We start from the raw sequence: 26,754 nt of genomic DNA, 5'->3' as shown, positions 1-26,754 counted from the left end.
GGGCAGGCGCTTCGGCAACCACCGCAGGCGGGGCAGGCTCCAGCTCCGGCGGGGTCTCGGCGACTTGTTCAACCACCGGATGAGCGGCTTTTACGGCAACTTCTGTAAGTCCTTCGGTATTCATCGAGTGTCAGCACCACGGCCATGGGGCCAGGAGTCATGTTGGAAAACTACTATCGCGAGCTGGTGTGTTTCCTCAACGCCAAGCTGGGCAACCGTCAGGTGGCCGAGGATGTGGTGCATGACGCGTATGTGCGGGTGTTGGAGCGTTCCAGTGCCACCCCGATCGCACAGCCGCGCGCGTTCCTGTACCGCACCGCGTTGAACCTGGTGATCGACGGCCATCGGCGCAACGCCCTGCGCCAGGTCGAGCCGCTGGAGGTGCTGGACAGCGAAGAACGCTTCGCCCCGTGTTCACCACACACGGCCCACGACCAGCGCCAGCGCCTGGAGATGCTCGAGCGCGCCCTGGCCGAGTTGCCGGCGGCCTGCCGCGACAGTTTTCTGTTGCGCAAGCTCGACGGTCTGTCCCACCTGCAAATCGCCGAGCGCCTGTGCATTTCCCGCGCCCTGGTGGAAAAACACATCGTCAACGCCATGAAGCACTGCCGGCTGCGCGTGCGTGAGTGGGAAGCGCACTGAAGCGCCGTTAGTTAAATTTTATTTCACTGTCCTCGTTTCCTATCAACACACGGCCTGTTGTTCAGGCCATGAAGGTATTCCCGCCCCAACCGCCAAGGGGCTTATCCAGAGGACACTGGAATGACACAGGCAATTGCTTCGCCCGCGGTTCACGACCTGATCGGTATCGGCTTTGGCCCTTCGAACCTGGCGCTGGCCATCGCCCTGCAGGAGCGTGAGAAGGCCCAGGGCAAACTGGACGTGCTGTTCCTCGACAAACAAGCCGATTACCGCTGGCACGGCAATACCCTGGTGACCCAGAGCGAATTGCAGATTTCCTTCCTCAAGGATCTGGTGACCCTGCGCAACCCCACCAGCCCGTACTCCTTCGTCAATTACCTCAAGGCCCACGACCGCCTGGTGGACTTCATCAACCTGGGCACGTTCTACCCATGCCGCATGGAGTACAACGACTACCTGCGCTGGGTCGCCGGGCAGTTCCAGGCCCAGGCGAACTACGGCGAGGAAGTACTGGCCATCGAGCCCATCCTGCATCAGCAGCAGGTGGAAGCGCTGCGCGTGATTTCCAGGGATGCCGACGGCGAACAGCACGTACGCACCACGCGCTCGGTGGTGGTCAGCGCCGGTGGCACGCCGCGTATTCCCGAAGCGTTCAAGGCGCTCAGGGGCGACGGCCGGGTGTTCCACCATTCCCAGTACCTTGAGCGCATGGCCAGCCAGCCGTGTGTCGACGGCAAAGCCATGCGCATCGCGGTGATCGGCGGTGGCCAGAGCGCCGCCGAAGCCTTTATCGACCTCAACGACAGCTTCCCGTCGGTGCAGGTCGACCTGATCCTGCGCGGCTCGGCGCTCAAACCCGCCGATGACAGCCCGTTCGTCAACGAAGTGTTCTCGCCGGCCTTTACCGACCTGGTGTTCCAGCAAGTCGGCGCTGAGCGTGAGCGGTTGGTGGCCGAGTACCAGAACACCAACTATTCGGTGGTGGATCTGGATTTGATCGAACGCATCTACGGCATCTTTTATCGGCAGAAAGTCTCCGGCATCGCGCGCCAGGCGTTTCGCACCATGACCATCGTCGAAAAGGCCACCCCCGGCCCGCTGGGCATCGAACTGGTGCTGCGCAACAACGCCACCGGCGAAACCGGCGTGAGCCACTACGACGCGGTGATCCTCGCCACCGGCTACGAGCGCCAGATGCACAGAGAACTGCTCGCGCCGTTGGAAGCTTATATGGGTGATTTCGAAGTGGCGCGTGACTATCGCATCGTCACCGACGAACGCTGCAAGGCCGGCATTTACATCCAGGGGTTCAGCCAGGCCAGCCATGGTTTGAGCGATACGTTGCTGTCGGTGTTGCCGATTCGCGCGGATGAAATTGCCGCGTCGTTATATGGCAATGACCGTAGCCGTGGCAGCGCGCGTTCGGTGCAGGATCTGCTGCTCGCCACTGCAAGCTGATTGTTGTGGTGAGGGCGCTTGCTCCCGCCGGGCTGCGAAGCGGCCCCAAAAGCTTGCGGGCGCTTCGCACCCGAGCGGGGGCAAGCGCCCTCGCCACAGAAGCGCTCCTACGGACGGTACTTGTGACAAGGGGTGGTCGCTGATACTGTACAAAAAACCAGTATCGGTAGCTCTCCATGCAGTTGATCGAAAAACTCAGCATTCTCGCCGACGCCGCCAAGTACGATGCTTCGTGCGCCAGCAGTGGCGCACCCAAGCGCAGCTCCGAAGGCAAGGCGGGGCTGGGTTCCACCGATGGCATGGGCATTTGCCACAGCTACACGCCCGACGGCCGTTGCGTGTCGCTGCTCAAGGTGCTGCTTACCAACTTCTGTCTCTACGACTGCCAGTATTGCGTCAACCGCCGCTCCAGCGATGTGCCCCGTGCGCGGTTCAGCCCGGAAGAGGTGGTCACCCTGACCCTGGACTTCTACAAGCGCAATTGCGTCAGTGGCTTGTTTCTCAGTTCGGGCATCATCCGGTCAGCCGACTACACCATGGAACAGTTGGTGCGAGTCGCCAAACTGCTGCGCGAAGAACACGATTTTCGCGGCTATATCCATCTCAAGACCATCCCCGAAGCCGACCCGGCCCTGATCACCGAAGCCGGGCGTTATGCCGACCGCCTGAGCGTGAATATCGAACTGCCCACCGATGCCAGCCTGCAAACCCTGGCGCCCGAAAAGCAGATCGTCTCGATCAAACAGGCCATGCAGACCATCTACACCGGTGAACAGACGGTGTTCAACGAACCCCGCGCACCGCGCTTCGCCCCGGCCGGGCAGAGCACGCAGATGATCGTCGGCGCCGATGACACCGACGACAGCACCATCCTGCACGGTGCCGAAGCCTTGTATGGCAATTACAAGCTGCGCCGCGTGTATTACTCGGCATTCAGCCCCATCCCCAACAGCCCGAAAAGCGTGCCCCTGGCCGCGCCGCCGCTGATGCGCGAGCATCGCCTGTACCAGGCCGACTTCCTCTTGCGCAGCTACGGTTTCAGCGCCAATGAGCTGTTCGAAGGCCCTGGCCACCTGGCCTTGGATATCGACCCCAAGCTGGCGTGGGCCCTGGAACATCGCGAGGTGTTCCCCCTGGACCTGAACCGCGCCGAACCGACCTTGATCGCGCGCATCCCCGGCATCGGCCTGCGCACCACCCAGCGTCTGGTGGACCTGCGCCGCGAACGCAAGATCCGTTTCGAAGACCTGGCGCGCATGCGCTGCGTGCTGGCCAAGGCCAAGCCGTTTTTCATCACCAGCGATTACCACCCGCAGCAAGCGGACAGCACCAGCGTGTTGCTGCGCGAACAGCTGCGCGATCGCCCGCAACCGCAACAGATGGGGTTGTGGGGATGATCAGCCTGGAATGCGACAACCTGTTCAGCACCTGGCGTGAACAGGCGCGCTGGCTGCTCAGCCATCAGGTCGACCCCAGCCAGGTGAGTTGGGGCGAGGCCGAGGTTGCGGATTTGTTTGCCACCGACCAGCCCATTCCGTCCGAGCCGGGTCCGTTCCAGGCGCGCATCCCCAAGGCGTTGCTGCAATTGCTGGAGTCGGCTGCCTGTTACCACGGCGATCAGCGTTGGAGCCTGTTGTATGAAGTGCTGTGGCGGGTCAGCCATGGCGATCGCACGGCGATGCTGGCAGGCGACAAACTGGGCAGCGAATTGCAGCGGCGCATCAAGCAGGTCAGCCGGGAAGCCCACCACTTGCATGCGTTCGTGCGGTTTATCGCCTTGCCGGCCGGGGCGGGGCCCGAGCTGCCGGAGTACGTGGCCTGGCACGAACCGGCCCACGATATTTTGAAAAGTGCCAGCCAGCATTTTGTGGGGCGCATGGGCCGTCATCGCTGGATGATCGCAACGCCGCTGGATGGGGTGTATTACGACGGCGAGCAGCTGATTCACCAACGCCGCTGCCCCGAGGCATGGCAGCAGCTGGCGCAGAACGTTGAAGACCCGCACAGCGCCATGTGGCTCACCTACTACAGCCACATCTTCAACCCGGCGCGGTTGAACCCCAAGGTGATGGAAGGGCATTTACCGAGCCGGTTCTGGAAGAACCTGCCGGAGGGCAAGTTGATTCCGGGGCTTATCAGCGAGGCGCGCACCGGCAAACAGAAGGATGGGCAGGCCAGGCTGGTGGGCGCCAAACCCGGAAAACGCATTTCAGGCGGGCACGGTTAGATAGAAAGTGTGGGAGGGGGCTTGCACCCGATAGCGGTGGTTCAGTCAGATTATCGCTAGCTGGACCCTCGTAATCGGGGGGCAAGCCGCCTTCCACATTGGTATTGTGGTGTCTGTTGGAGCGCCCTCAGCCAGGAGCAATCATGTCTACCGCTGTTCGTCTTGCCCAAACCGCCGATGCCGAAGGCATCAGCCACGTCATCCTCGCGGCCTTGCACAGCAGTAATGCACAGGATTACCCGGCGGATGTGATAGCTCGTGTGGCGAATAATTTCACCCCCGATGCGGTGCTGGAGTTGCTCAAGCGCCGTGTCGTGCTGGTGGCCACCCAGGATCAGGTGATCGTCGCCACGGCCGCTCTCGACGCCAACGTGGTGCGCTCGGTCTTCGTTAACCCGGCGCTGCAAGGGCAGGGCATTGGTCGCCTGCTGATGATCGAGATCGAGTTGCGCGCCCGTGAAGCCGGGGTGACGGTGTTGAGTGTGCCCTCTTCGCTGACCGCCGAGCCGTTCTATAGCAAGCTGGGTTTTCACACCGTGCGCGATGTCTACCACGGCAACGAGCGCACGCTGGTCATGGAAAAAGCGCTGTTGTCTCGGCATCCCATCGGCCCATACCGCGACCGTCAGCACCGTGCCCAAGTGATTGAGTTGTGGCAGGAGGCGTTTGGCTATGACACCGCGCATAACCTGCCGAGCCTGGCGATTGATAAGAAGCTGGCGGTCAATGACGGGTTGTTCTTTGTCGCGACAGACAAGAAAGCCGTGATCGGTACGATTCTCGCCGGGTATGACGGCCATCGTGGCTGGTTGTATTCGGTGGCGGTGCATGCCGACTATCGTCGCCACGGGCTGGGATCGTCATTGGTGCGGTATGCGGAACAGGCATTGACGGCGTTGGGCTGCATGAAGATCAACCTGCAGATCACCGGCGGCAATGACGCAGTGGTGGCGTTTTACGAGGCGTTGGGATACGGGGTGGAGCCGAGGATCAGCATGGGCAAGAAGATTGCCGGGAATATTCCTCACGCTTGAAATGAGGGAGGCCAGAGTGGGAGGGGCGGCGCGACGAATCGACGTGCCCCTCCCGCACAGGCATCAGACCTTGACGATCCAACCCGCCGGCGCTTCAACATCGCCGGTCTGCACGCCCGTCAGCTCTTTGTAGAGCTTCTGAGTGACTGGGCCCACTTCGGTTTCGCTGTGGAACACGTGGCGTTTACCGTTGTGCTCGATGGCACCGATTGGCGAGATCACCGCAGCGGTACCGCAGGCGCCGGCTTCCTTGAACTGATCCAGCTTGTCGATGAACACTTCGCCCTCGACTACGTCCAGGCCCAGGCGGGTCTGGGCCAGTTCGATCAGCGACAGGCGGGTGATGCCTGGCAGTACCGAAGGCGACTTCGGCGTGATGAACTGGTTGTCATGGGTGATGCCGAAGAAGTTGGCCGAGCCGACTTCTTCGATTTTCGAATGGGTCATCGGGTCCAGGTAAATCGCATCGGCGAAGCCGGATTTCTTCGCTTGCGCGCCCGGCATCAGGCTGGCGGCATAGTTACCGCCCACTTTAGCGGCCCCGGTGCCCTGTGGCGCGGCGCGGTCGAAAGTGGAGATCTGGAAGTTGTGCGGCACCAGCCCGCCTTTGAAATAGGCGCCGACCGGGATTGCGAACACCGAGAAGATGAATTCCGGCGCGCTGCGCACACCGATGTTGTCACCGGTGCCGATCACGAACGGGCGCAGGTACAGCGCGCCGCCGCTGCCGTAAGGCGGAATGAAGCGCTCATTGGCCTTGACCACTTGTTTGCAGGCTTCGATGAAGTCTTCGGTCGACACATGCGGCATCAGCAGGCGGGCGCAGCTGCGTTGCATGCGCGCGGCGTTCTGGTCCGGACGGAACAGGTTGATCGAGCCGTCCTTGCAGCGATAGGCCTTGAGGCCTTCAAAGCATTGCTGGCCGTAATGCAGGGCGGTGGAGCCCTCGCTGATGTGCAGCACGTTGTCGTCGGTCAGGGTGCCGTCTTGCCATTCGCCGTTTTTCCAGACCTGGAGAAACCGCTTGTCGGTTTTGATGTAGTCAAAACCCAGCGTGTCCCAATTGATGCTCTCGTTACCCATGACACCCTCTATCTCTGGTCAAGTCGGATTTTTTTCTGGATGGGCGCAACAATACTGCATTCTTGGTCGGTGTGGGAGCGGGCTTGTTGTGGCGAGGGCGCTTGCTCCCGCTTGGCTGCGCAGCAGTCGCCGGCTTTTGGGGGGGCTTCGCACCCCAGCGGGAGCAAGCTCCCTCGCCACAGAAACCGTCCTGTTTATAGATGCAGGGCGTGCCCCAAAGCTCTCAAAGCCGCTTCCTGCACCGCTTCACCCAAGGTCGGGTGGGCATGGATGGTGCCGGCCACGTCTTCCAGGCGCGAACCCATTTCCAGGCTCAGGCCAAACGCAGTGGACAGCTCGGACACGCCCACCCCTACAGCCTGCCAGCCGACAATCAGGTGGTTGTCACGCCGCGCCACGACGCGTACGAAGCCGGTTTTCGATTCCAGCGTCATCGCCCGGCCATTGGCCGCGAAAGGGAAGCTCGACACGATGCAGTCCAAGCCTGCCGCCTGGGCGTCGTCCGGCGTCTTGCCGACCACCACCACTTCCGGGTCGGTAAAGCACACGGCGGGGATCGCCGCCGGGTTGAACTCGCGGGACTTACCGCTGACCAGTTCGGCAACCATTTCGCCCTGGGCCATGGCCCGGTGCGCCAGCATCGGCTCGCCGCTCACGTCGCCGATGGCCCAAACGTTACGCATACTGGTCTGGCAGCGGCTGTCGATTTTGATCGCCGCGCCGTTCATTGCAAGGTTCAGCGCTTCGAGGTTCCAGCCCTGGGTGTTGGGTTTGCGGCCCACGGCCACCAGCACCTGGTCCGTCTCCAGCGAGAGTGTGTCGCCATTCGGGTCGCGCACTTGCAGGCAGTTATCGGTAAAACCCGTGACGCTGTGCTTGAGGAAGAGTTTGACCCCCAGTTGCTTGAGCGACTCGCCGACCGGCTGGGTCAGCTCGGCGTCGTAAGCCGGCAGGATACGCTCCTGAGCCTCGACCACACTGACCTCGGCCCCGAGCTTGCGGTAGGCAATCCCAAGTTCCAGGCCGATATAGCCGCCACCCACCACTATCAGCCGCTTCGGTACGCTGCTCGGTGCCAGCGCTTCGGTGGACGAGATGACCGGCCCGCCAAGCGGCAGCATCGGCAGTTCGACACTTTTCGATCCGGTGGCCAGCAGCAGGTGTTCGCACTGAATGCGCTGCTCGCCCACGTCGACCGTCTTGCCGTCCACCACCTCGGCCCAGCCGTGAATCACCTGCACCTTGTGCTTCTTGAGCAGCGCGGCGACGCCGGTGGTCAGGCGGTCGACGATGCCGTCTTTCCATTCCACGCTTTTGCGGATGTCCAGGGTCGGCACAGCCACTTCAATGCCCAGTGGCGAGCCCTGGCTGTGGTGCATGCTTTGCTGGAACTGTTCGGCCACGTGGATCATGGCCTTGGATGGAATGCAGCCGATGTTCAGGCAAGTGCCCCCCAATGCCTGGCCTTCCACCAGAATGGTCGGGATGCCCAGTTGGCCGGCACGAATCGCGGCCACATAACCGCCAGGGCCGCCGCCGATAATCAGCAGGGTGGTGTGTAATGTCTGAGTCATGCCCTTACTCCAGGAACAGGCTGGCGGGTTGTTCGAGCAGGCCGCGAATGGCCTGGATGAATTGCGCCGCGTCCATGCCATCGACCACACGGTGATCGAACGAGCTGGAGAGGTTCATCATCTTGCGTACCACGATCTGGCCCTTGATCACCATCGGCCGCTCGACGATGCGGTTGACGCCGACGATTGCCACTTCCGGCAGGTTCAGCACCGGCGTGCTGACAATGCCGCCCAGCGCGCCGAGGCTGGTCAGGGTGATGGTCGACCCCGACAGCTCTTCGCGGCTGGCCTTGCCGTTGCGCGCCGCCGTGGCCAAACGCGCGATTTCTTCGGCATTGCCCCACAGGCTGCGCGCCTCGGCGTGACGCACCACCGGCACCATCAGGCCGACGTCGCTCTGGGTGGCGACGCCCACATGCACCGCGCCGAGGCGGGTGATGACCTGGGCTTCGTCGTCGTAGCGGGCGTTGATCTGCGGAAACTCGCGCAGTGCCACCACCATGGCGCGCACGATGAACGGCAGCAGGGTGAGCTTGCCACGTGTGGCGCCGTGTTTTTCATTGAGGTGCACGCGCAGCTCGTCCAGCGCCGTGACGTCGATTTCTTCCACATAGCTGAAATGCGCGGCGCGGCGGGTGGCGTCCTGCATGCGCTGGGCGATTTTGCGGCGCATGCCGATCACCGGAATCTGGTGCTCGTCGTTGCGTTCGGCATAGGGGTTGGCGGTGGCCGAGGTTGTGCTCGCGCCTTGCTGAAGGTAAGCGTCGAGGTCTTCATGCAAAATCCGCCCGGCCGGGCCGGAGCCCTGTACCAGGCGTAACTGGATACCCGCATCCAGGGCATGCTTGCGCACGGCGGGGGAGGCCAGCGGGCGCTCATTGGCCTCACGGGCCACGGGCGCCTGAGCCTTGGCCGCAGCAGGCGCGGGCTTGCTTTCGACCACCGGTGCCGGCTTGCTCTCTACCACAGGTGCGGTTTTTTCCACGGGGGCGGCTACCGCCGGCGCTTCCTTGGCATTACCGGCGCCTTCCACTTCAATGCTGATCAAAATACTGCCCACCGCCATGACCTCGCCCGGCTCGCCACCGAGGGAAATCACCTTGCCGTGGACCGGCGAGGGAATATCCACCATCGCCTTGTCGGTCATCACATCGGCCAGCACCTGGTCTTCGACGACCAGGTCGCCGACCTTCACATGCCACTGCGACAGTTCAACTTCCGCGATGCCTTCGCCAATGTCCGGCATCTTGATAACGTGCGTGCCCATTCAGACCTCCATGACCCGTTTCAACGCCGCGCCCACACGGGACGGGCCTGGGAAATACGCCCACTCCTGCGCGTGCGGGTAGGGGGTGTCCCAACCGGTGACGCGCTCGATCGGCGCTTCCAGGTGGTGGAAGCAGTGTTCCTGCACCAGCGCCACCAGCTCGGCGCCGAAACCGCAGGTGCGCGTGGCTTCATGCACCACGACGCAACGGCCGGTCTTTTTCACCGAGGTGACGATGGTGTCCAGGTCCAGCGGCCACAGGCTGCGCAGGTCGATGACTTCGGCGTCGATGCCGGTTTCTTCGGCGGCGACTTGCGACACATACACGGTGGTGCCGTAAGTCAGCACGGTCACGGCCGAACCCGGACGCACGATGGCGGCCACGTCCAGCGGCACAGTGTAGTAACCGTCCGGCACCTGGGCTTGCGGGTGTTTGGACCACGGCGTTACCGGGCGGTCGTGATGGCCATCGAACGGGCCGTTATACAGGCGCTTGGGTTCCAGGAAGATCACCGGGTCATCGTTTTCGATGGAGGCGATCAGCAGGCCCTTGGCGTCATAGGGGTTGGACGGCATCACCGTGCGCAGGCCGCAGACCTGGGTGAACACCGCTTCGATACTCTGGCTGTGGGTCTGACCGCCGTAGATGCCGCCGCCGCAGGGCATGCGCATGGTCAACGGCGCGGTGAACTGGCCGGCCGAGCGATAACGCAGGCGCGCGGCTTCGGAGATGATCTGGTCGGTGGCGGGGTAGACGTAGTCGGCGAACTGGATTTCCGCGACCGGGCGCAGGCCGTAGGCGCCCATGCCCACCGCCACGCCGATGATGCCGCTTTCGGAAATCGGGGCGTCGAATACCCGTGAGCTGCCGTACTTGGTCTGCAAGCCTTCGGTGCAGCGGAACACGCCGCCGAAGTAACCGACGTCCTGGCCGAACACCACCACGTTGTTGTCACGTTCAAGCATCACATCCATGGCCGAGCGCAGGGCCTGGATCATGGTCATGGTGGTGGTGGTCATGGCGGTTTCCAGTTCGATGCTGTTGTTGTGATCGTTCATGTCACACCCCCAACTCTTGACGCTGGCGCTTCAAGTGCTCCGGCATCTCTTTATAGACGTCTTCGAACATGGTCGCGGCGCTTGGAATCTGGCCACCGGCAAGGGTGCCGTACTGTTCGGCCTGTTTTTGTGCGGCGATGACTTCGGCTTCAAGTTCGGCACTGACCGCCGCGTGCTCCTCTTCGGACCACTGGCCAATCCTGATCAGGTGCTGCTTGAGACGGGCGATCGGGTCGCCCAACGGGAAGTGGCTCCAGTCATCGGCGGGGCGGTACTTGGACGGATCATCGGAAGTCGAGTGCGGACCGGCGCGGTAGGTGACCCACTCGATCAGGCTTGGCCCCAGGTTACGACGCGCACGCTCGGCGGCCCAGGCGGAGGCGGCGTACACGGCGACAAAGTCATTGCCGTCGACACGCAGCGAGGCGATACCGCAACCCACGCCGCGTCCGGCGAACGTCGTGGCTTCACCGCCGGCGATGGCCTGGAAGGTGGAGATGGCCCATTGGTTGTTGACCACATTGAGGATCACCGGCGCGCGGTAGACGTGGGCGAAGGTGAGGGCGGTGTGGAAGTCGGATTCAGCCGTGGCGCCATCGCCGATCCAGGCCGAGGCAATCTTGGTATCGCCCTTGATCGCCGAGGCCATGCCCCAGCCCACGCCCTGTACGAACTGGGTGGCGAGGTTGCCGGAAATAGTGAAGAAACCCGAGTCTTTGACCGAGTACATGATCGGCAACTGGCGGCCTTTGAGCGGGTCGCGTTCGTTGGACAGCAGTTGGCAGATCAGGTCCACCAGCGGCACTTCGCGGGCCATCAAGATGCTTTGCTGGCGGTAGGTGGGGAAGCACATGTCGTCGATGTTCAAGGCCAGGGCCTGGGCGCTGCCGATGGCCTCTTCGCCGAGGCTTTGCATGTAGAACGACATTTTTTTCTGGCGCTGGGCAACCACCATGCGGTTGTCGAAGATGCGCGTCTTGAGCATCGCGCGCATGCCTTTGCGCATGATCTCCACGCTGACGCCCTCGGCCCACGGGCCCAGGGCCTGGCCCTGGTCGTCGAGCACGCGGATCAGGCCCTTGGCCAGGTCGGCGGTGTCGGCCGGTTCTACGTCAATGGCAGGTTTGCGCACCAGGCCGGCGTCGGTCAGGCGCAGGTAGGTGAAGTCGGTCTTGCAGCCTGGACGGCCCGAGGGTTCAGGGACGTGCAGGCGCAGTGGTTCATACTGCTGAGTCATGGCTTCTACGCTCGATCTTGTGAATTTCTTGTAGTGGGCGCGCTAGCTGACAGTCAGTCTTCGGGTAGAAGAAATCTTGTCCTACAACAATCATAGGCGTGGCGTAGAAGAATATTTATCTGTGTTTCATTGCGCTCAAGATCATTTGCGGATAAAAAAACTGCATAAACATAATAAACAGGTGATTTTGTCTCATGCGCAAACTGGACCGTACCGACATCGGCATTCTCAATGCCTTGCAGGAGAATGCCCGCATCACCAACGCCGACCTGGCCCGCTCGGTCAACCTGTCGCCCACGCCGTGCTTCAACCGGGTTAAAGCAATGGAAGAACTGGGCCTGATCCGCGAGCAGGTCACGCTGCTGGACGCCGACCTGCTGGGGCTGCATGTCAATGTGTTCATCCATGTAAGCCTGGAAAAGCAGAACGAACTGGCGTTGCAGCAGTTCGAAGGCGCGATCTCGGACCGGCCGGAAGTGATGGAGTGTTACCTGATGGCCGGCGACCCGGATTACCTGATCCGGGTGCTGGTGCCGACGATCCAGTCGCTGGAGCGTTTCATGATGGATTTTCTGACCAAGGTGCCAGGGGTTGCGAACATTCGTTCAAGCTTTGCCCTCAAGCAAGTGCGCTACAAAACCGCGTTGCCGTTGCCGGCGAACGGTATAAGCCTCGGTTCCTGATTCCTAAAGTTGGTTGATAGGAATCTTGAGGTAAGTGACGCCATTGTCTTGCGCAGGCGGCATGTTTCCCGCCCGCACATTCACCTGGATCGCCGGTAGCAACAGCGTCGGCATGCCCAGCCCGGCATCACGGGTGGTGCGCATCTCTACAAACGCCGCCTCGTCCACCCCATCATGCACATGGATATTCTCCGCGCGCTGTTCGGCCACGGTGGTCTGGCACTTGGCCGCTCGACCCTCGGGCGGGTAGTCATGGCACACATACAACTGAGTCTGGGGCGGGAACGCCAACAGCTTGCGCATCGACGCGTACAACTGGCGCGCATCACCGCCGGGGAAGTCGCAGCGGGCGGTGCCGACGTCGGGCATGAACAGGGTGTCGCCCACCAGAATCAAGCGGCCATCGATCAGATAAGCCATATCCGCCGGGGTATGCCCGGGCACATGCAGCGCCTGGGCCTGCAAGCCACCGATATGAAAGATTTCATCCGGCGCAAACAGGTGATCGAACTGTGAGCCGTCAACGCGAAACTCCGGCTCCAGGTTGAACAGGTGCTTGAAGACGTCCTGCACCTTGCTGATGGACTGACCAATCGCAATTTTGCCGCCTAAGGTGCGGCGCAGGTAGGGCGCGGCGGACAAGTGGTCGGCATGGGCATGGGTCTCAAGCAGCCACTGCACCTGCAGGCCATGCTCACTGACAAAGGCAATCACCTTGTCGGCCTGAGCGGTATCGGTGCGCCCGGAAGCCGGGTCGTAGTTGAGCACCGAATCGACGATGGCGCAGGGACCGCCGTCGGCCTCATAGACGATGTAGGTGAAGGTCGACGATGCCTCGTCCAGAAAGGCTTGAATCAACGCTGGCATGGCGGCTGTCCCCGATGAAGAAAAAAGTGGTTACAATCAGTTTACGTTTAAACATAATGTTTTGAGCTTAAGTGAGATAACGGAGCCGAGGCAAATGGAATCTACGTTGAGTGAGGGCGAGGTCGCCCAGTTGCGTGCATCGGCGTCCAAGGCCTGTTCCTTGCTCAAGGCGCTGGCCAATGAAGACCGCTTGTTGATCCTGTGCCAGCTGACCCTGGGCGAGCGCAACGTCGGCGAGCTGGAAGCCCAAACCGGCGTGCGTCAGCCGACGCTGTCACAACAGTTGGGCATCCTGCGTGACGAAGGGTTGGTCGCCACCCGTCGGGAAGGCAAATACATTTTCTACGGGTTGGCCAGCCACGAAGTAATTCAAGTGATGAAGACCCTGTCCGGCCTGTACTGCGGCGCGGTCATGAAAAGCTGGGCGTGACGCCATCCGGCAGCGACCCTTGTGTGCATTGACTCAAAAAGGCAGTAGACAATGACCGAACAACACTGGGGACCCACCATCAGTGGCGATATCGTCGTCATCGGCGGCGGCTCGGCAGGCATCGGCCTGCTGGCCAGCCTGCTCAAGCGCGACCCGCAGCTGAACATCATCCTGATCGAACCCAACGACTTCCATGCTTACCAACCTGCCTGGACCCTGGTCGGCGGCGGCGCCTACGACCTGCACAAGACCCGGCGCCCGCTGGCGGACGTATTGCCCAACGGTGTCACCTGGATCCAGGCCGCCGTCAGCGAGTTGTTGCCTGACGAGCAGACCCTGGTCCTCGACAGCGGCCAGCGCGTCAGCTGGAGCAACTTGGTGGTCTGTCCCGGCCTGCGCCTGGCCTGGGAAAAAATCGAGGGCCTGCAAGATACCCTCGGCCGCCATGGCGTCACCTCCAACTACAGCTACGAACATGCCGCCTACACCTGGCAACTGGTGCAGCAACTCAAGGGCGGCAAGGCACTCTTCACCCAGCCGGCCATGCCGATCAAATGCGCCGGTGCGCCGCAGAAGGCCATGTACCTGTCCTGCGATCATTGGCTTAAACAGGGCACCCTGAAAAACATCGACGTTGAATTCAACCTCGCCGGTGCCGCGCTGTTCGGCGTGGCGGCCTTTGTGCCGCCGTTGATGAAGTACGTGGAGAAATACAACGCACGGCTGGCGTTCAATGCCAACCTGATCAAGGTCGATGGCCCGGCACGCAAGGCCTGGTTTGAAGTGAAGGACGCCGAAGGCAACGTCAGTGTCGTCGAAAAACCCTTTGACCTGCTGCACGTGGTGCCGCCGCAAGTCTCCCCGGATTTTATTCGCCAAAGCCCGCTGGCGGACGCCGGTTGCTGGTGCGAGGTGAACCCCCACAGCCTGCAACACCTGCGCTATGCGCACATCTTCGGTTTGGGCGATGTGTGCGGCACCACCAACGCCAAGACCGCTGCGGCGGTGCGCAAGCAAATCGTGGTGGTTGCCGAAAACCTGCTGGCGCTGCGCAAACAGAAGCCGCTGCCGCTCAAGTATGACGGCTACGGCTCATGCCCGTTGACGGTGGAGAAGGGCAAGGTGGTGCTGGCCGAGTTCGGTTACGGCGGCAAGCTGCTGCCGACCTTTGCTCTGGACCCGACCAAGGCGCGCCGTTCGATGTGGTTCCTCAAGGCCACATTGCTGCCGTGGTTCTACTGGAACGGCATGCTCAAGGGCCGCGAGTGGCTGACCCGCCTGAGCAAGGTGGACTGAATGCTGCTGGCAAGCGTGTTGGGTGTATTGATGGGCCTGGTCATGGGCCTGACCGGCGCGGGCGGCGGCATCCTTGGGGTGCCGGCGCTGGTATTGGGGCTGGGGTTGACGATGACCCAGGCCGCGCCGGTGTCATTGCTCGCGGTGGGCGCGGCGGCGGCGGTCGGCGCGATTGACGGCCTGCGCCATGGCCTGGTGCGTTACCGGGCGGCGTTATTGATCGCGTTGCTTGGCGCGCTGTTTTCGCCGCTGGGGGTGTTCGTCGCCCATCAACTGTCGGAGCCGGTGCTGATGGGCCTGTTCAGCGCATTGATGGTGCTGGTGGCCTGGCGCATGTTGCAGCGCGAAAAGGTCGAGACGGGGCCGAGTGACCATGGCGCCGCCTCCTGGGGCCAGAAGAACTGCATGCTCAACCAGCAGACCGGGCGCCTGGCCTGGACGGCCAAATGCAGTGCCACCCTGGCTGCATTGGGCGCGGTGACGGGTGCGGTCTCGGGGTTGCTCGGTGTGGGCGGTGGCTTTCTGATCGTGCCGGCGTTCAAGCAACTCACCGATGTGCAGATGCGCGGCATCGTCGCGACCTCGTTGATGGTCGTCAGCCTGCTGTCGTTGATCGGCGTGGCGGGGGCCTTTCATGCCGGCGTGAGCGTCGAGCCGGTGGGCTGGGTGTTTATCGGTTCGAGTATTGTCGGCATGTTGGCCGGGCGTCGCTTGTGTTCAGTGATTCCTGCGCGTGCGTTGCAGGTGGGGTTTGCCGGCTTGTGTGTGCTGGTGGCGGCTGGAATGCTGATGAACGCTTTGCTTCCGGCCTGAACTACAGTCCAAATGAGGAACGGGACGCTCCCGGTGAGGGGGCAACTGATGAGTTTTTAGCGTTTTCAGCGCAGTCGGGCTGGAGCGTTGATACCCGTCAACACCGCGTGCGGCAGCTTGCGCCATGCTCCGAGCCTGATCTGACGGTTCACGGAGCACCCCATGAACGCCCCCGCAACAACAGCTGCATCATTCAAATTGCCGCTTGGCCTGGTGTTCGCCGTGCTGGTAATGGTCGGCGTGCTGCTAATGCCGCTGCCCGCCGATCTGCCGGTGGCCGGGCATCGCATGCTGGCGATCCTCGCGTTTGCCGTGGTGGTATGGATCACTGAAGCGGTGTCCTATGAAGCCAGCGCGATCATGATCACATCGCTCATGGCGTTTCTGCTCGGCACCGCGCCGTCGATCCAGGACCCCACGCACCTGATCGGCACCAGCCCGGCGATCAGCATGGCGCTCACCGGGTTCTCCAACCCGGCGCTGGCGCTGGTGGCGGGCGCGCTGTTTATCGCCGCTGCCATGACCCACACCGGCCTGGACCGGCGTATCGCCCTGGTCACGCTCAGTCGAGTGGGCACCAGCACCCGGCGTATCCTGCTCGGGGCGATTGCGGTGACCATCCTGCTCAGCCTTGTGGTGCCCAGCGCCACCGCGCGCAGTGCCTGTGTGGTGCCGATCATGATGGGCGTGATCGCCGCGTTCGGCGTCGACAAGCGCTCGAACATCGCCGCCGGAATCATGATCGTAGTGGCCCAAGGCACCAGCATCTGGAACGTCGGCATACAGACCGCCGCTGCGCAGAACCTGCTGACGGTCGGCTTCATGGACAAGATGCTTGGCCAACGCGTGTCGTGGATCGACTGGCTGATCGCCGGTGCGCCGTGGGCGTTGATTATGTCGGCCGTGTTGCTGTTTCTGGTGCTCAAACTGCTGCCGCCGGAAACCGACAGTATCCCGGGGGGTAAAGAGGCGGTGGCGCAGTCGCTGGCAGAGATAGGACCGATGACCGGGCCGCAAAGGCGGCTGTTGAGCGTGTCGGTCTTACTACTGTTGGCCTGGGCGACAGAAGGTCGGCTGCACAGTTTCGACACCACCTCCACGACCTATGCCGGGTTGGTATTCCTGCTGCTGCCGGGCATCGGCGTGATGACCTGGAAGGATGTGCAGTCGCGGATCCCGTGGGGCACGGTCATCGTGTTCGGCGTGGGCATCAGCCTGGGCACGGCGTTGCTGACGACCCAGGCCGGACAGTGGCTGGGCTCTGCTGTCGTAGCCCACACGGGGCTGGATCAAGTGGGACCGTTGGGGGTGTTTGCGATTCTTGGGGCGTTCCTCATCCTGATTCACCTGGGGTTCGCCAGCGCCACGGCGCTGACCTCGGCATTGCTGCCGATCCTGATTGCAGTGCTGCAAACCTTGCCGGGGGATTTCAGCCGGTTGGGCATGACCATGCTGCTGGGGTTTGTGATGAGCTACGGGTTTATCCTGCCGATCAATGCGCCGCAGAATATGGTGTGCCTGGGGACGGGGACGTTCACGGCGCGGCAGTTTGCCAAGGTGGGGGTTTTGGTGACGTTGATCGGGTATGGGCTGATGCTGGTGTTTGCGGCGACGTATTGGAGCTGGTTGGGTTGGGTTTGACCGTGCAGTCCATGTGGGGGGCTTGCCTGCGATGGCGGCCTTCGAGCCGACCATGCCCTTGGGCTGGAATGAGTACATATCCGTTATTCAGGTAACGGCTACTTATGGGTTCGCTCTTGCAGCGACTCACTTTGGATAAATGTGTGACTGAACCACTGCTTTCACGAGCAAGCCCGCTCGCCCATTTTTGATCGCTGCACACTTCGAAGATCAATTGTACCTTCGGCATGGCAAGATGAACTCCTCTCAGGTTTACCACTCCCTGAGTAATGGTTCCGCCGACTTCCCCCGTCGGCTCATCAAGGCCACTGAATGAATAAATACACCCCCCACGCCTGGGAGCCGCATGAGCGGCCAAGCCTGCCCGGTTCGCCGTCGACGCCGTTGCACCCGACGCACAAGCGTTGGCTGTTCGCGATGGTCGGCGTGCTGGTGGCAATCACCGGTGGGCTGGGTAACGCGCTGGTTATCGCCAACCTGCAATACCTGCAGGGCGCGCTTGGCGCGACTACGGCGGAAATGGCCTGGCTGCCCGCCGCTTACGTGATGACCAACGTGTGCATGAACCTGCTGCTGGTGAAGTTTCGTCAGCAATTCGGCCTGCGTGCGTTTACCGAAGTGTTCCTGGTGTTGTATGCGCTGGTGACCTTCGGCCACTTGTTCGTCAACGATCTCAACTCGGCCATCGCCGTGCGGGCGGCCCACGGCATGGTGGGGGCGGCGCTGAGTTCGTTGGGCTTGTACTACATGATCCAGGCGTTCCCGGCCAAGTGGCGCCTCAAAGCCCTGGTGCTGGGGCTGGGCACCGCGCAACTGGCGTTACCCCTGGCGCGGCTGTTTTCCGAGGATTTGCTGCAAATCGCCGAATGGCGCGGCTTGTACCTGTTCGAACTGGGCCTGGCGTTGATCTGCCTGGGGTGTGTGTTCCTGCTTAAATTGCCGCCTGGCGACCGCTTCAAAACCTTTGAAAAACTCGATTTCCTGACCTTTGCGATCCTCGCCACCGGTGTCGCCTTGCTCTGCGCGGTGTTGTCCCTGGGCCGCATCGACTGGTGGCTGGAAGCGCCCTGGATCGGCATCGCCTCGGCCTGTTCGCTGGTGCTGATCATGGCCGGGTTGGCCATCGAGCATAATCGCGCCAACCCGATGCTGATGACCCGCTGGCTGGGCAGTGGCACCATGATTCGCCTGGCGTTGGCGGTGATCCTGATTCGTATGGTGCTGTCCGAACAGTCCACCGGCGCGGTGGGTTTCATGCAGATGCTGAACATGAGTTACCAGCAGATGCATACGCTGTACGTGGTGATGCTGGCCGGGGCGATTGCCGGGCTGGTGGTCAGCGCCTTGACGATCAACCCGGCGCATTTGCTGATGCCTCTGGTGATTTCCCTGGCGCTGATGGCGACAGGGTCTGTGATGGACAGCTTCTCCAGCAACCTGACGCGGCCGCAGAACCTGTATATCAGCCAGTTCCTGCTAGGCTTCGGCGGTACGTTCTTTCTGGGGCCGACCATGGTGCTGGGCACCAAGAACGTGCTGACCAACCCGCGCAACCTGGTGAGTTTTTCGGTGATGTTCGGGATTTGCCAGAACCTCGGCGGCCTGATCGGCGCGGCGTTGCTGGGCACCTTCCAGGTCGTGCGCGAGAAGTATCACTCCAGCATGATCACCGAGCACCTGACCTTGCTAGACCCCCGTGTGGCGGCGCGGGTGCAAAGTGGTGGCTCGGCCTATGGCGGTATCGTCGCCGACCCGGAATTGCGCAACCTCATGGGCATTCGCAGCCTGGCTACGGCGGCCACCCGTGAAGCGAAAGTGATGGCTTACAACGATGTCTTCATGCTGATCGCGATCATCGCGATCCTGACCATGCTCTGGATCTTTATCCGCAGCCTCTGGCTGATGAGTACCACCAAAGCAGCGACCCCTCCTGTTCAACCTGTCGGCGCCTCTTCATGACCGAACCCACGACCACCACTACCAACGCCATCGCCTCCACGCCCGAGGGCACCACGCCGCCGGGCGCCGCAGTAACCGAACCGCGCTCATTGCGGGTACGCATCCTTTCGTCCCTGGGCTTTGCCGCGGTTGCCATCGTCGGCGTGCTGATTGTGCTGTACGCCTGGCAACTGCCGCCGTTCAGCAGTGCCGTGGAAACCACAGAAAATGCCTTGGTGCGTGGGCAGGTGACGATTATCGGCCCGCAGCTCAGCGGCTATGTATTCGAAGTGCCGGTGCAGGACTTCCAGTATGTGAAAGCCGGCGACCTGCTGGTGCGCCTCGATGACCGCATCTACAAGCAGCGCCTGGACCAGGCCTTGGCGCAACTGGCGGTGCAGAAAGCATCGTTGGCCAATGTGGTGCAGCAACGCAACAGCGCCGAAGCGACCATCAAGTTGCGCCAGGCCGCGCTGGTCGACAGCCAGGCCCAGGCCCGCAAAAGCACCGCTGACTTGCGCCGCAATGAGGCCTTGATCAGCGACGGCTCGGTGTCCAGGCGTGAACTGGACGTGACCCGTGCCGCCAATGCGCAGACCGTCGCCGCCGTGGCCCAGGCCCAGGCCAGCCTGGAAATCGCCCGACAGGACCTGCAAACGGTGATCGTCAATCGCGGCTCTCTGGAAGCGGCGGTGGCCAGCGCGGAAGCGGCGGTTGAGTTGGCGCGAATTGATCTGTCCAACACCCGCATCACCGCGCCTCGGGACGGCCAGCTGGGGCAGATTGGCGTGCGCCTGGGGGCGTACGTCAACTCCGGCGCGCAGTTGATGGCGCTGGTGCCCAAGCAGTTATGGGTGATCGCCAATATGAAAGAAACCCAGATGGACAATGTGCAGGTCGGCCAGCCGGTGACCTTCACCGTGGATGCGCTGAACCACCGCAAGTTTCACGGCACGGTGCAGCATATTTCCCCGGCGACCGGGTCGGAGTTCAGCCTGTTGCAGGCGGACAACGCCACCGGCAACTTTGTCAAGATCGCCCAGCGCGTGCCGGTGCGGATCACGGTGGACCCGGACCAGGCCGAGAGTGAGCGGCTGCGACCGGGGTTGTCGGTGGTGGTGAGTATCGATACCGCCGGCCGCCTGAAAAACTCCCCACCTTGAGGCCGGCGTTTATCCCTGTAGGAGCGAGCTTGCTCGCGAGGGGCGTCAACGATAACGCGGGAATCTGATTCCCCGGGTGTTCTCTGGTTTTTCGCGAGCAAGCTCGCCCCTATAGTGGGCGGTATTGCAAGGTGAAGTTGAGGTGTGTGGACTGCCCTTGTTCCAACAACTTAAGGCCAGGCCTTCCCGGCAAGTGATGGGCATTCACCGGGTGGCTGACCGGCTCGATGCAGAAAAATTCCAACCCTGGCGGGCAGTACAGCAGGAAGTAATCGGCACCGCTGGCCTGGCATTCGAGGGTGTAGCCAAGCTCCGGTTGTTCGATCAGGCAGTACCCATCCCACCCACGGAATCCATTGTCCACCAGCCCTTCGGGTAGCGTTTTGGGTTGCCTGAAATCCCAATCCTGCGGTACCGCCGCCAATTGCGTCGGCAGCTTGGCCGCATCGCTCAACCATACTTGCGCAGCCTGGGCCTGCAATCGTGTACCCGCACGCCGTGGCAAATACGGGTGCAGCCCCAGCCCATGCCACGCCGCGTTTTCGGCCAGATGAGTCACGCGCAATTCAACCGTCAGCACACCGTCGCGCAAGCGAAACCGTTGTTCGGCCCGGTAGGCGAACGGCGTGTCGCACAGCATCTCCAGCACCACCTCATGCGCCGACTGGCTCACGACCTGCCACGCCTGTTGCCAGGCCGAGCCATGAATCGGCAGCGGGTCGGTGAGGCTGTTGGGGGCCAGGGCCAGCCAGCCATCGGGGTTGTCGAAGCCGCCTGCGGCAATTCGATTGGACCACGGCGCCAATGGATAACAGCTCAGCTTGCCGGGCAGCCCGGTGTTGATTGCGTGCTGGTCGCTATGTCGCAGCAAGGGTTGGCCGGTGGCGCCTACGCTCCAGTTGAGGATGCTGCCGCCGATGGACGGGGCGAGCACCAGATGAGTGAGTTGATCCGTAAGCTCGATGAGGTTCAAAGACACGGTTGACCTGCCCCTGTGAAGTGAAACAGACACTCAGGATTCAAAACTGTGGGAGCTGGCTCCCACAGTGGATCGGCTGTCTGGAAGCCTGGGTTTACAGGACCACGCTCGGCAACCACAGCGACAGCGCCGGAATGTAGGTCACGGCCATCAATACCAGAAACAGCACCGCATAGAACGGCAGCAGCGCCTTCACGGTCTTCTCGATACTGACCTTGCCCACCGCCGCACCCACGAACAGCACCGCGCCCACCGGCGGGGTGATCAGGCCGATCCCCAGGTTCACCAGCATGATCATGCCGAAATGCACCGGGTCGACGCCGATGCCGAGGACCACCGGCAACAGGATCGGCGTGAGGATCAGGATCAGCGGCGCCATGTCCATCACCGTGCCGAGCAACAGCAGCATCGCGTTGATGCACATCAGGATCACGTAGCGGTTGTCCGACAGGGTCAGAAACAGCGTGGTGATCTTCGCCGGGATCTGCATCAGGGTCATGATGTAGCCGAAGCTGGCGGCGAAGGCGATCAGGATCATCACGATGGAAATGGTGCGCACCGTGCGGTGCATCAGCTTGGGCAGCTCGCGCCATTTGTAGTCACGGTAGATGAACATGGTCACGAAGAACGCCCACAGCACCGCAATCGCGGCGGACTCGGTGGCGGTGAAGATGCCCGACAGAATGCCGCCGAGGATGATCACCATGGCCATCAGGCCCCAGAGCGCATCGGCGGCGATTTTCAGCGCCTGCTTCAAGGGGATGACTTCGCCTTTGGGGTAATCGCGCTTTTTCGCGAAGATCAGGCACAGCACCATCAGGCATGCGCTCATCAACAAGCCTGGCACGACGCCGGCCATGAACAGCGAGGCGATGGACACGGTGCCGCCCGCCGCCAGGGAGTAAAGCACCGAGTTATGGCTGGGCGGTGTCAGCAGCGCCTGCACCGAGCCGCTGACCGTCACCGCGGTGGCAAACTCCCGCGGATAGCCACGGCGTTCCATCTCCGGAATCAGCACTGAACCGACCGACGCGGTATCGGCCACCGACGAGCCGGAGATCGCGCCGAAGAAGGTCGAGGCCATGATGTTGACCAAGGACAAACCGCCGCGCACGAAGCCCACCAGCACGCCGGCAAACGCCACCAACCGCCGCGACATGCCGCCCTCGGCCATGATCGCCCCGGCCAGCACGAAGAACGGAATCGCCATCAGTGAAAACTTGTTCACCCCACCCGCCACTTGAATCATCAGGGCCTGGAACGGAATGTCGATCCACCACGCGCCGATCAGCGCCGATAAGCCCAGGGCATAGGCCACCGGCATGCCGATCAGGATCAAGGCGATAAAGCTGCCCAACAGAATCAATGCGTCCATATCAGGCGGCCCCTTCGCTTTCTTCCACCAGGTCGAAGCGCACCACGCGCCGGTTGCTCTGGTCGCCCAGCAGCAGTTTTTCCACCACGAATATCAACGTCAGCAAACCGCCAATCGGGATCGGCATATAGGTGATGCCTACCCGCAGGGTAGGGATGGCGCTCATGAACTGGTTCCAGGTGGACAGGCACAACTTGGCGCCCCAGATCGTCATGAACAAACAGATGGCGCCCATCAGCAGCTGCGAAACAATGCCGATGACGCGGCGTTGGGCGGCAGGCAAGCGGTCGGTGACCATGGCGACCGACATATGCGCACCGGCGCGGTAGCTGGCGGCGGCACCGATAAAGGTGAACACCAGCATCAGCAGGATGGCGGTGGGCTCCGGCCAGCTTGAGCCGGTGCCGAGGACGTAGCGGGCGAAAATGCCCCAGGGAATGATCAGTGCGACCCCAAGCACCGAGAGGCCGGCGACCCAGATGCAGGTCATGTAAATGCGGTCATTGATGCGCAGCAGTAGATTCTTCATGGCGTTCACCGTAACCGGGCGCGGCTCGCTGCTGGAGCAACGGACCGCGCCGGGCCTTGTCAGGGAGGAGGGCGTTATTGAACGGCGTCGATACGCTTGATGATGTCGGCGTACTTCGCGCCGTACTTGGCGCGAACCTCCGCGGTGGCGTCATAGAAGGGTTTTTTGTCGACCGTGATGAATTCCACCCCGGCCTTCTTGAGTTTTTCTTCACTGCTGGCGGACTTGGCGTCCCACAACACACGCTCGTCAGCCTGGGCGGCCTTGGCGGCTTTCTTGACCATGTCCTGCTGCGCGGGGGTGAGCTTGTCCCAGGTTATCTTCGACATCACGATGGGCTCGGGCAGGATCAAATGCTCGGTGAGGGTGTAGTACTTGGCGTTCTGGAAATGGTTGTGCTCGAGCAGCGTCGGCGGGTTGTTTTCCGCGCCGTCGATCACGCCGGTCTGCAATGCGCTGAAAATCTCGCCAGTGTCCATGGCGATGCCGTTGGCGCCCATCGCATTGAAGGCATCGATGAACAGCGGGTTGCCCTGGACGCGAATTTTCATGCCCTTGAGGTCTTCGATTTTGCGCACCGGTTTCTTGGTGTAGAGGTTGCGCGTGCCGCCGTCCATCCAGGCCAGGGCGACCAGGCCGAACTGCGAATTAGTGATCTTGGCGAGGATTTCGTCACCAATCTCGCCGTCGATGACTTTGCGCATGTGCGCCTGATCACGGAACACGAAGGGCAAGTTGAACACGTTGACGTCCGGCACCACCGGGCCGACGATGCCGAGGCTGACGCGGGTCATCTGCACGGCGCCGACCTGGGCCTGTTCGACCACTTCCTTTTCCGAGCCCAGCACGCCGCCGGGGAAGTACTTGAAGGTCAGTTCGCCGTTACTTTCCTTGGTCAGGGCCTTGCCCATGTTTTCTTCGGCGACAACGGTGGGGTAGCCGGCGGGGTGGACGTCGGCGAATTTGATTTCCAGTGCCTGGGCGGCGCCGCTGAGGGCGACGAGTGTGGCGGCGAGCAAGGTGCGTTTGAAGTCCATGGGCGGTCATTCCTGTCTTGTTATTGTTGTATTCAAGGCACAGCGATGCAGCTAGAGGGTGAAGCGGGGTTCGGGCAGTCCCTGGACGCCGGGGGTGAGGGCGAACACGCCGCCGGACAGTGACTGTTCGCTCGCATCGTCACGGATCGAGGTGACATACAGGGTGTCCAGCCGACTGCCGCCGAAGGCGCACATGGTGGGTTTTTTGACCGGTACGTGGTGCGACTGATCGAGGCGGCCGTCCGGGGTGAAGCGATGGATCAAGCCGGCATCGTTGGCGCAGATCCAGTAGCAGCCGTCCGCGTCTACCGCTGCGCCGTCGGGCCGCCCGAGGTGTTGGTGCATGTCGACGAACACGCGGCGGTTGGACGGCGTGCCGGTGTCGACGTCGTAGTCGAAGGCCCAGATCTGCTGCACCAACGGGTGTGAATCCGAGGCGTACATCGTGCGGCCATCGGGACTGAACGCCAGGCCGTTGAGGGTGATGAAACCGCCCAACTGTGCATGGGGCGCAGCGCCAGAGGCGTAGCGATAAAGGACGCCCTCGGCGGCGTTCAAGCTCATGTCCAGCACCATGCTGCCGGCCCAGAAGCGGCCCTGGCGGTCACAGCGGCCGTCGTTAAGGCGCATGTCTGCGCGCGCGTGCTCGACGCTGGCCAGAGGCGTGGCGTGGAGGCTGCCATCGTTGTGCGGGGCCAGTTGGAAAAAACCGGACTCCATGCCGGCGACCCAATCGCCTTTGTCCGTGCGAGCTATACAGGCGAGCATCTGCGGGGCCTGCCACGTTGCGACTTGGCCGGTGGCCGCGTCCCAACGCTGCAGGCAACCGTTGGGGATATCCACCCAGTACAGGGCGTTTTCCTCGGGCACCCACACCGGGCATTCGCCCACGGCGTTGCGGGCGTCGACAATCAATTCTGCACTCATGGCCACTCATTCCCTTGGGTTGCTGTGAACTCAGTCACCGAACGGTCCCGCCGCGCAGAACGCGCCGCCTTGATAGATTTTGGCTGGGTCATTATCAGCCACCGGCGGCTGCGCCTCGACCTGGGCGCGGAACACTTCGGAGCTGTCCTTGGGCGCAAAGCCCAGGTGCGCGGCGTAGCGGTTGTCCCACCAGGTGTCGAGGTTGTCCGACATGCCGTAGACCACGGTATGGCCGACGTTCGGCGTGTACAGCGCGCGTTCGAGCAGTTGGGTCAGGTCGTCGAAGCTCAGCCAGGTATGCATCATCCGGCGGTTCTGCGGTTGCGGGAACGAAGAGCCGATGCGAATGCTGACGGTCTCGATACCGTAGCGGTCGAAGTAGAAACTCGCCATGTCTTCGCCGTAGGACTTGGACAGGCCGTAGTAGCTGTCCGGGCGGCGCGGTGAGTGGGCGTCGATTTTTTCGCCTTGTTTGTAGAAGCCGATCACATGGTTGGAGCTGGCGAAGATCACGCGTTTTACCCCATGACGGCGCGCGGCTTCGTAGATGTGGAAGATGCCACTGATATTCGCGCCGAGCACTTCTTCAAAGGAGCGCTCCACCGACACGCCGCCAAAATGCAGGATCGCATCAACGCCTTCCACCAGATGGTGCACGGCCTGTTTGTCGGAAAGATCGCAGGTTTGCACTTCTTCGTGGGCGGCGGCGGGGGCCATGTCGGCGATGTCTGACAGGCGCAGTACCTTGGCGTAAGGGCGCATGCGTTCGCGCAGGACTTTACCCAGGCCGCCGGCGGCGCCGGTTAGCAGGATACGGTTGAAGGGAACGGCGGTCGTGGTGGTCATGAGCATTCCAATTTTTTGTTGTAGGTTGTCGTATGACTATGCCGAAATAGTGTTAGGGATTCCCCGGGTTGTCAATGTCCTTGCAGACGAGCGAGCTCAAAGGTGGAGGGGGACTGTGCCAGTCGGTTAGAAAGCAGCGCTGTACCGTGGCGAGGGAGCTTGCTCCCGCTGGGTCGCGAAGCGGCCCCATAAAACGGGACTGCTACGCAATCCAGCGGGAGCAAGCTCCCTCGCCACAGGTCACAGGGTCACGGTCACGGTCACGGTCACAGTCACAGTGTCACAGGGTCACGGTCACAGGGTCACGGTCACGGTCACGGTCACAGTCACAGTCACAGGGTCACAGGGTCATAGGTCAAAAGCCACAGGTCACAGGCCACAGGTCGCAAGCCACAGGCCACAGGTCGCAAGTCACAGGTCGCAGGTCACAAGCCACAGGTCACAGGTCGCAAGCCACCGGTCACAGGTCACAGGTCACAGGTCGCAAGCCACAGGCCACAGGCCACAGGTCGCAAGTCACAGGTCGCAGGTCACAGGCCACAGGTCGCAAGTCACAGGTCACAAGCCACAGGCCACAGGTCGCAAGTCACAGGTCGCAGGTCACAGGCCACAGGTCGCAAGTCACAGGTCACAAGCCACAGGCCACAGG

24 protein-coding genes are annotated in these 26,754 nt (G+C 62.1%); 12 read left to right on the top strand and 12 right to left on the bottom strand.

The window, feature by feature from the left end:
* Nucleotides 1–159 precede the first annotated feature (159 nt).
* From Q1V60_RS19530 to Q1V60_RS19510, 5 genes are all read left to right on the top strand, one after another.
* On the top strand, nt 160–642 hold the full coding sequence (locus Q1V60_RS19530; RefSeq protein WP_300633623.1) for a sigma-70 family RNA polymerase sigma factor: 483 nt from the start codon (nt 160–162) through the stop codon (nt 640–642).
* Between the two features lie 120 nt (nt 643–762).
* Nucleotides 763–2,100 carry a SidA/IucD/PvdA family monooxygenase gene (locus Q1V60_RS19525; protein WP_300633621.1) on the top strand — a complete coding sequence of 446 codons (1,338 nt, stop codon included), beginning with the start codon at nt 763–765 and terminating at the stop codon, nt 2,098–2,100.
* Between the two features lie 176 nt (nt 2,101–2,276).
* Entirely contained in the window at nt 2,277–3,497 is a 1,221-nt protein-coding gene (locus tag Q1V60_RS19520; RefSeq protein ID WP_300633620.1) for a putative DNA modification/repair radical SAM protein, read from the top strand.
* A complete protein-coding gene (locus Q1V60_RS19515; protein ID WP_300633618.1) occupies nt 3,494–4,327 on the top strand; it encodes a TIGR03915 family putative DNA repair protein in 834 nt (277 codons plus the stop codon). Before Q1V60_RS19520 ends, Q1V60_RS19515 begins: the two co-directional genes overlap by 4 nt.
* A gap of 143 nt (nt 4,328–4,470) precedes the next feature.
* A complete protein-coding gene (locus Q1V60_RS19510; protein ID WP_300633616.1) occupies nt 4,471–5,361 on the top strand; it encodes a GNAT family acetyltransferase in 891 nt (296 codons plus the stop codon).
* Nucleotides 5,362–5,424: 63 nt separating this feature from the next.
* Here the strand turns inward: Q1V60_RS19510 and Q1V60_RS19505 are convergent, their stop codons facing one another.
* The 5 genes from Q1V60_RS19505 to Q1V60_RS19485 all read right to left on the bottom strand — a co-directional run bounded on the left by Q1V60_RS19505 (nt 5,425) and on the right by Q1V60_RS19485 (nt 11,581).
* Nucleotides 5,425–6,444 (bottom strand): branched-chain amino acid aminotransferase, encoded by a 1,020-nt coding sequence (locus Q1V60_RS19505; protein WP_300633615.1) that lies wholly within the window; start codon nt 6,442–6,444, stop codon nt 5,425–5,427.
* A 194-nt stretch (nt 6,445–6,638) separates the two neighbouring features.
* A complete protein-coding gene (lpdA, locus tag Q1V60_RS19500) occupies nt 6,639–8,018 on the bottom strand; it encodes a dihydrolipoyl dehydrogenase (RefSeq protein WP_300633614.1) in 1,380 nt (459 codons plus the stop codon).
* A gap of 4 nt (nt 8,019–8,022) precedes the next feature.
* A complete protein-coding gene (locus Q1V60_RS19495; RefSeq protein ID WP_300633612.1) occupies nt 8,023–9,285 on the bottom strand; it encodes a dihydrolipoamide acetyltransferase family protein in 1,263 nt (420 codons plus the stop codon).
* Complete coding sequence (locus Q1V60_RS19490; protein WP_300633611.1) at nt 9,286–10,344, bottom strand: alpha-ketoacid dehydrogenase subunit beta; 1,059 nt, start codon at nt 10,342–10,344, stop codon at nt 9,286–9,288.
* A gap of 1 nt (nt 10,345) precedes the next feature.
* A complete protein-coding gene (locus Q1V60_RS19485) occupies nt 10,346–11,581 on the bottom strand; it encodes a 3-methyl-2-oxobutanoate dehydrogenase (2-methylpropanoyl-transferring) subunit alpha (RefSeq protein WP_300633609.1) in 1,236 nt (411 codons plus the stop codon).
* Between the two features lie 194 nt (nt 11,582–11,775).
* Between Q1V60_RS19485 and bkdR the strand changes: the two genes are divergently transcribed.
* Nucleotides 11,776–12,264 carry a Bkd operon transcriptional regulator BkdR gene (gene bkdR / locus Q1V60_RS19480; protein ID WP_003174877.1) on the top strand — a complete coding sequence of 163 codons (489 nt, stop codon included), beginning with the start codon at nt 11,776–11,778 and terminating at the stop codon, nt 12,262–12,264.
* A 3-nt stretch (nt 12,265–12,267) separates the two neighbouring features.
* On the opposite strand, the gene Q1V60_RS19475 is transcribed toward bkdR, so the two are convergent.
* A complete protein-coding gene (locus Q1V60_RS19475; protein ID WP_300633605.1) occupies nt 12,268–13,131 on the bottom strand; it encodes an MBL fold metallo-hydrolase in 864 nt (287 codons plus the stop codon).
* A 94-nt stretch (nt 13,132–13,225) separates the two neighbouring features.
* Here Q1V60_RS19475 and Q1V60_RS19470 point away from each other — a divergent pair, with 94 nt between their 5' ends.
* The 6 genes from Q1V60_RS19470 (at nt 13,226) to Q1V60_RS19445 (ending at nt 20,412) form a co-directional block, all read left to right on the top strand.
* Complete coding sequence (locus Q1V60_RS19470; protein ID WP_300633603.1) at nt 13,226–13,561, top strand: metalloregulator ArsR/SmtB family transcription factor; 336 nt, start codon at nt 13,226–13,228, stop codon at nt 13,559–13,561.
* Between the two features lie 51 nt (nt 13,562–13,612).
* Nucleotides 13,613–14,857 (top strand): FAD/NAD(P)-binding oxidoreductase, encoded by a 1,245-nt coding sequence (locus tag Q1V60_RS19465; protein WP_300633601.1) that lies wholly within the window; start codon nt 13,613–13,615, stop codon nt 14,855–14,857.
* Nucleotides 14,858–15,670 carry a sulfite exporter TauE/SafE family protein gene (locus tag Q1V60_RS19460; protein ID WP_300633599.1) on the top strand — a complete coding sequence of 271 codons (813 nt, stop codon included), beginning with the start codon at nt 14,858–14,860 and terminating at the stop codon, nt 15,668–15,670.
* Nucleotides 15,671–15,832: 162 nt separating this feature from the next.
* Nucleotides 15,833–17,311, top strand: coding sequence for a DASS family sodium-coupled anion symporter (locus Q1V60_RS19455; protein WP_300633597.1), 1,479 nt, complete (start codon nt 15,833–15,835; stop codon nt 17,309–17,311).
* Nucleotides 17,312–17,623: 312 nt separating this feature from the next.
* Nucleotides 17,624–19,270, top strand: coding sequence for an MFS transporter (locus tag Q1V60_RS19450; protein WP_300633595.1), 1,647 nt, complete (start codon nt 17,624–17,626; stop codon nt 19,268–19,270).
* Nucleotides 19,267–20,412 (top strand): HlyD family secretion protein, encoded by a 1,146-nt coding sequence (locus Q1V60_RS19445; protein ID WP_300633593.1) that lies wholly within the window; start codon nt 19,267–19,269, stop codon nt 20,410–20,412. The genes Q1V60_RS19450 and Q1V60_RS19445 overlap by 4 nt, the downstream gene beginning before the upstream one ends.
* Before the next feature lie 109 nt (nt 20,413–20,521).
* Here Q1V60_RS19445 and Q1V60_RS19440 read toward each other — a convergent pair whose 3' ends face one another.
* From Q1V60_RS19440 to Q1V60_RS19415, 6 genes are all read right to left on the bottom strand, one after another.
* Entirely contained in the window at nt 20,522–21,391 is an 870-nt protein-coding gene (locus tag Q1V60_RS19440) for an aldose 1-epimerase (protein WP_300633591.1), read from the bottom strand.
* Nucleotides 21,392–21,485: 94 nt separating this feature from the next.
* Nucleotides 21,486–22,766 (bottom strand): TRAP transporter large permease, encoded by a 1,281-nt coding sequence (locus tag Q1V60_RS19435; protein ID WP_122682907.1) that lies wholly within the window; start codon nt 22,764–22,766, stop codon nt 21,486–21,488.
* Between the two features lies 1 nt (nt 22,767).
* Nucleotides 22,768–23,295 carry a TRAP transporter small permease gene (locus Q1V60_RS19430; RefSeq protein ID WP_300633587.1) on the bottom strand — a complete coding sequence of 176 codons (528 nt, stop codon included), beginning with the start codon at nt 23,293–23,295 and terminating at the stop codon, nt 22,768–22,770.
* A 74-nt stretch (nt 23,296–23,369) separates the two neighbouring features.
* Nucleotides 23,370–24,332, bottom strand: coding sequence for a TRAP transporter substrate-binding protein (locus tag Q1V60_RS19425; RefSeq protein WP_300633585.1), 963 nt, complete (start codon nt 24,330–24,332; stop codon nt 23,370–23,372).
* A gap of 51 nt (nt 24,333–24,383) precedes the next feature.
* On the bottom strand, nt 24,384–25,259 hold the full coding sequence (locus Q1V60_RS19420; RefSeq protein ID WP_300633583.1) for an SMP-30/gluconolactonase/LRE family protein: 876 nt from the start codon (nt 25,257–25,259) through the stop codon (nt 24,384–24,386).
* 30 nt (nt 25,260–25,289) lie between these two features.
* Complete coding sequence (locus tag Q1V60_RS19415) at nt 25,290–26,105, bottom strand: NAD(P)-dependent oxidoreductase (RefSeq protein WP_300633581.1); 816 nt, start codon at nt 26,103–26,105, stop codon at nt 25,290–25,292.
* Nucleotides 26,106–26,754: the final 649 nt, after the last annotated feature.

Origin of the sequence: Pseudomonas sp. (assembly GCF_030147005.1) — a bacterium.
In the GTDB taxonomy this organism is placed as follows: domain Bacteria; phylum Pseudomonadota; class Gammaproteobacteria; order Pseudomonadales; family Pseudomonadaceae; genus Aquipseudomonas.
This window is presented reverse-complemented; position numbering and strand designations above follow the sequence as displayed.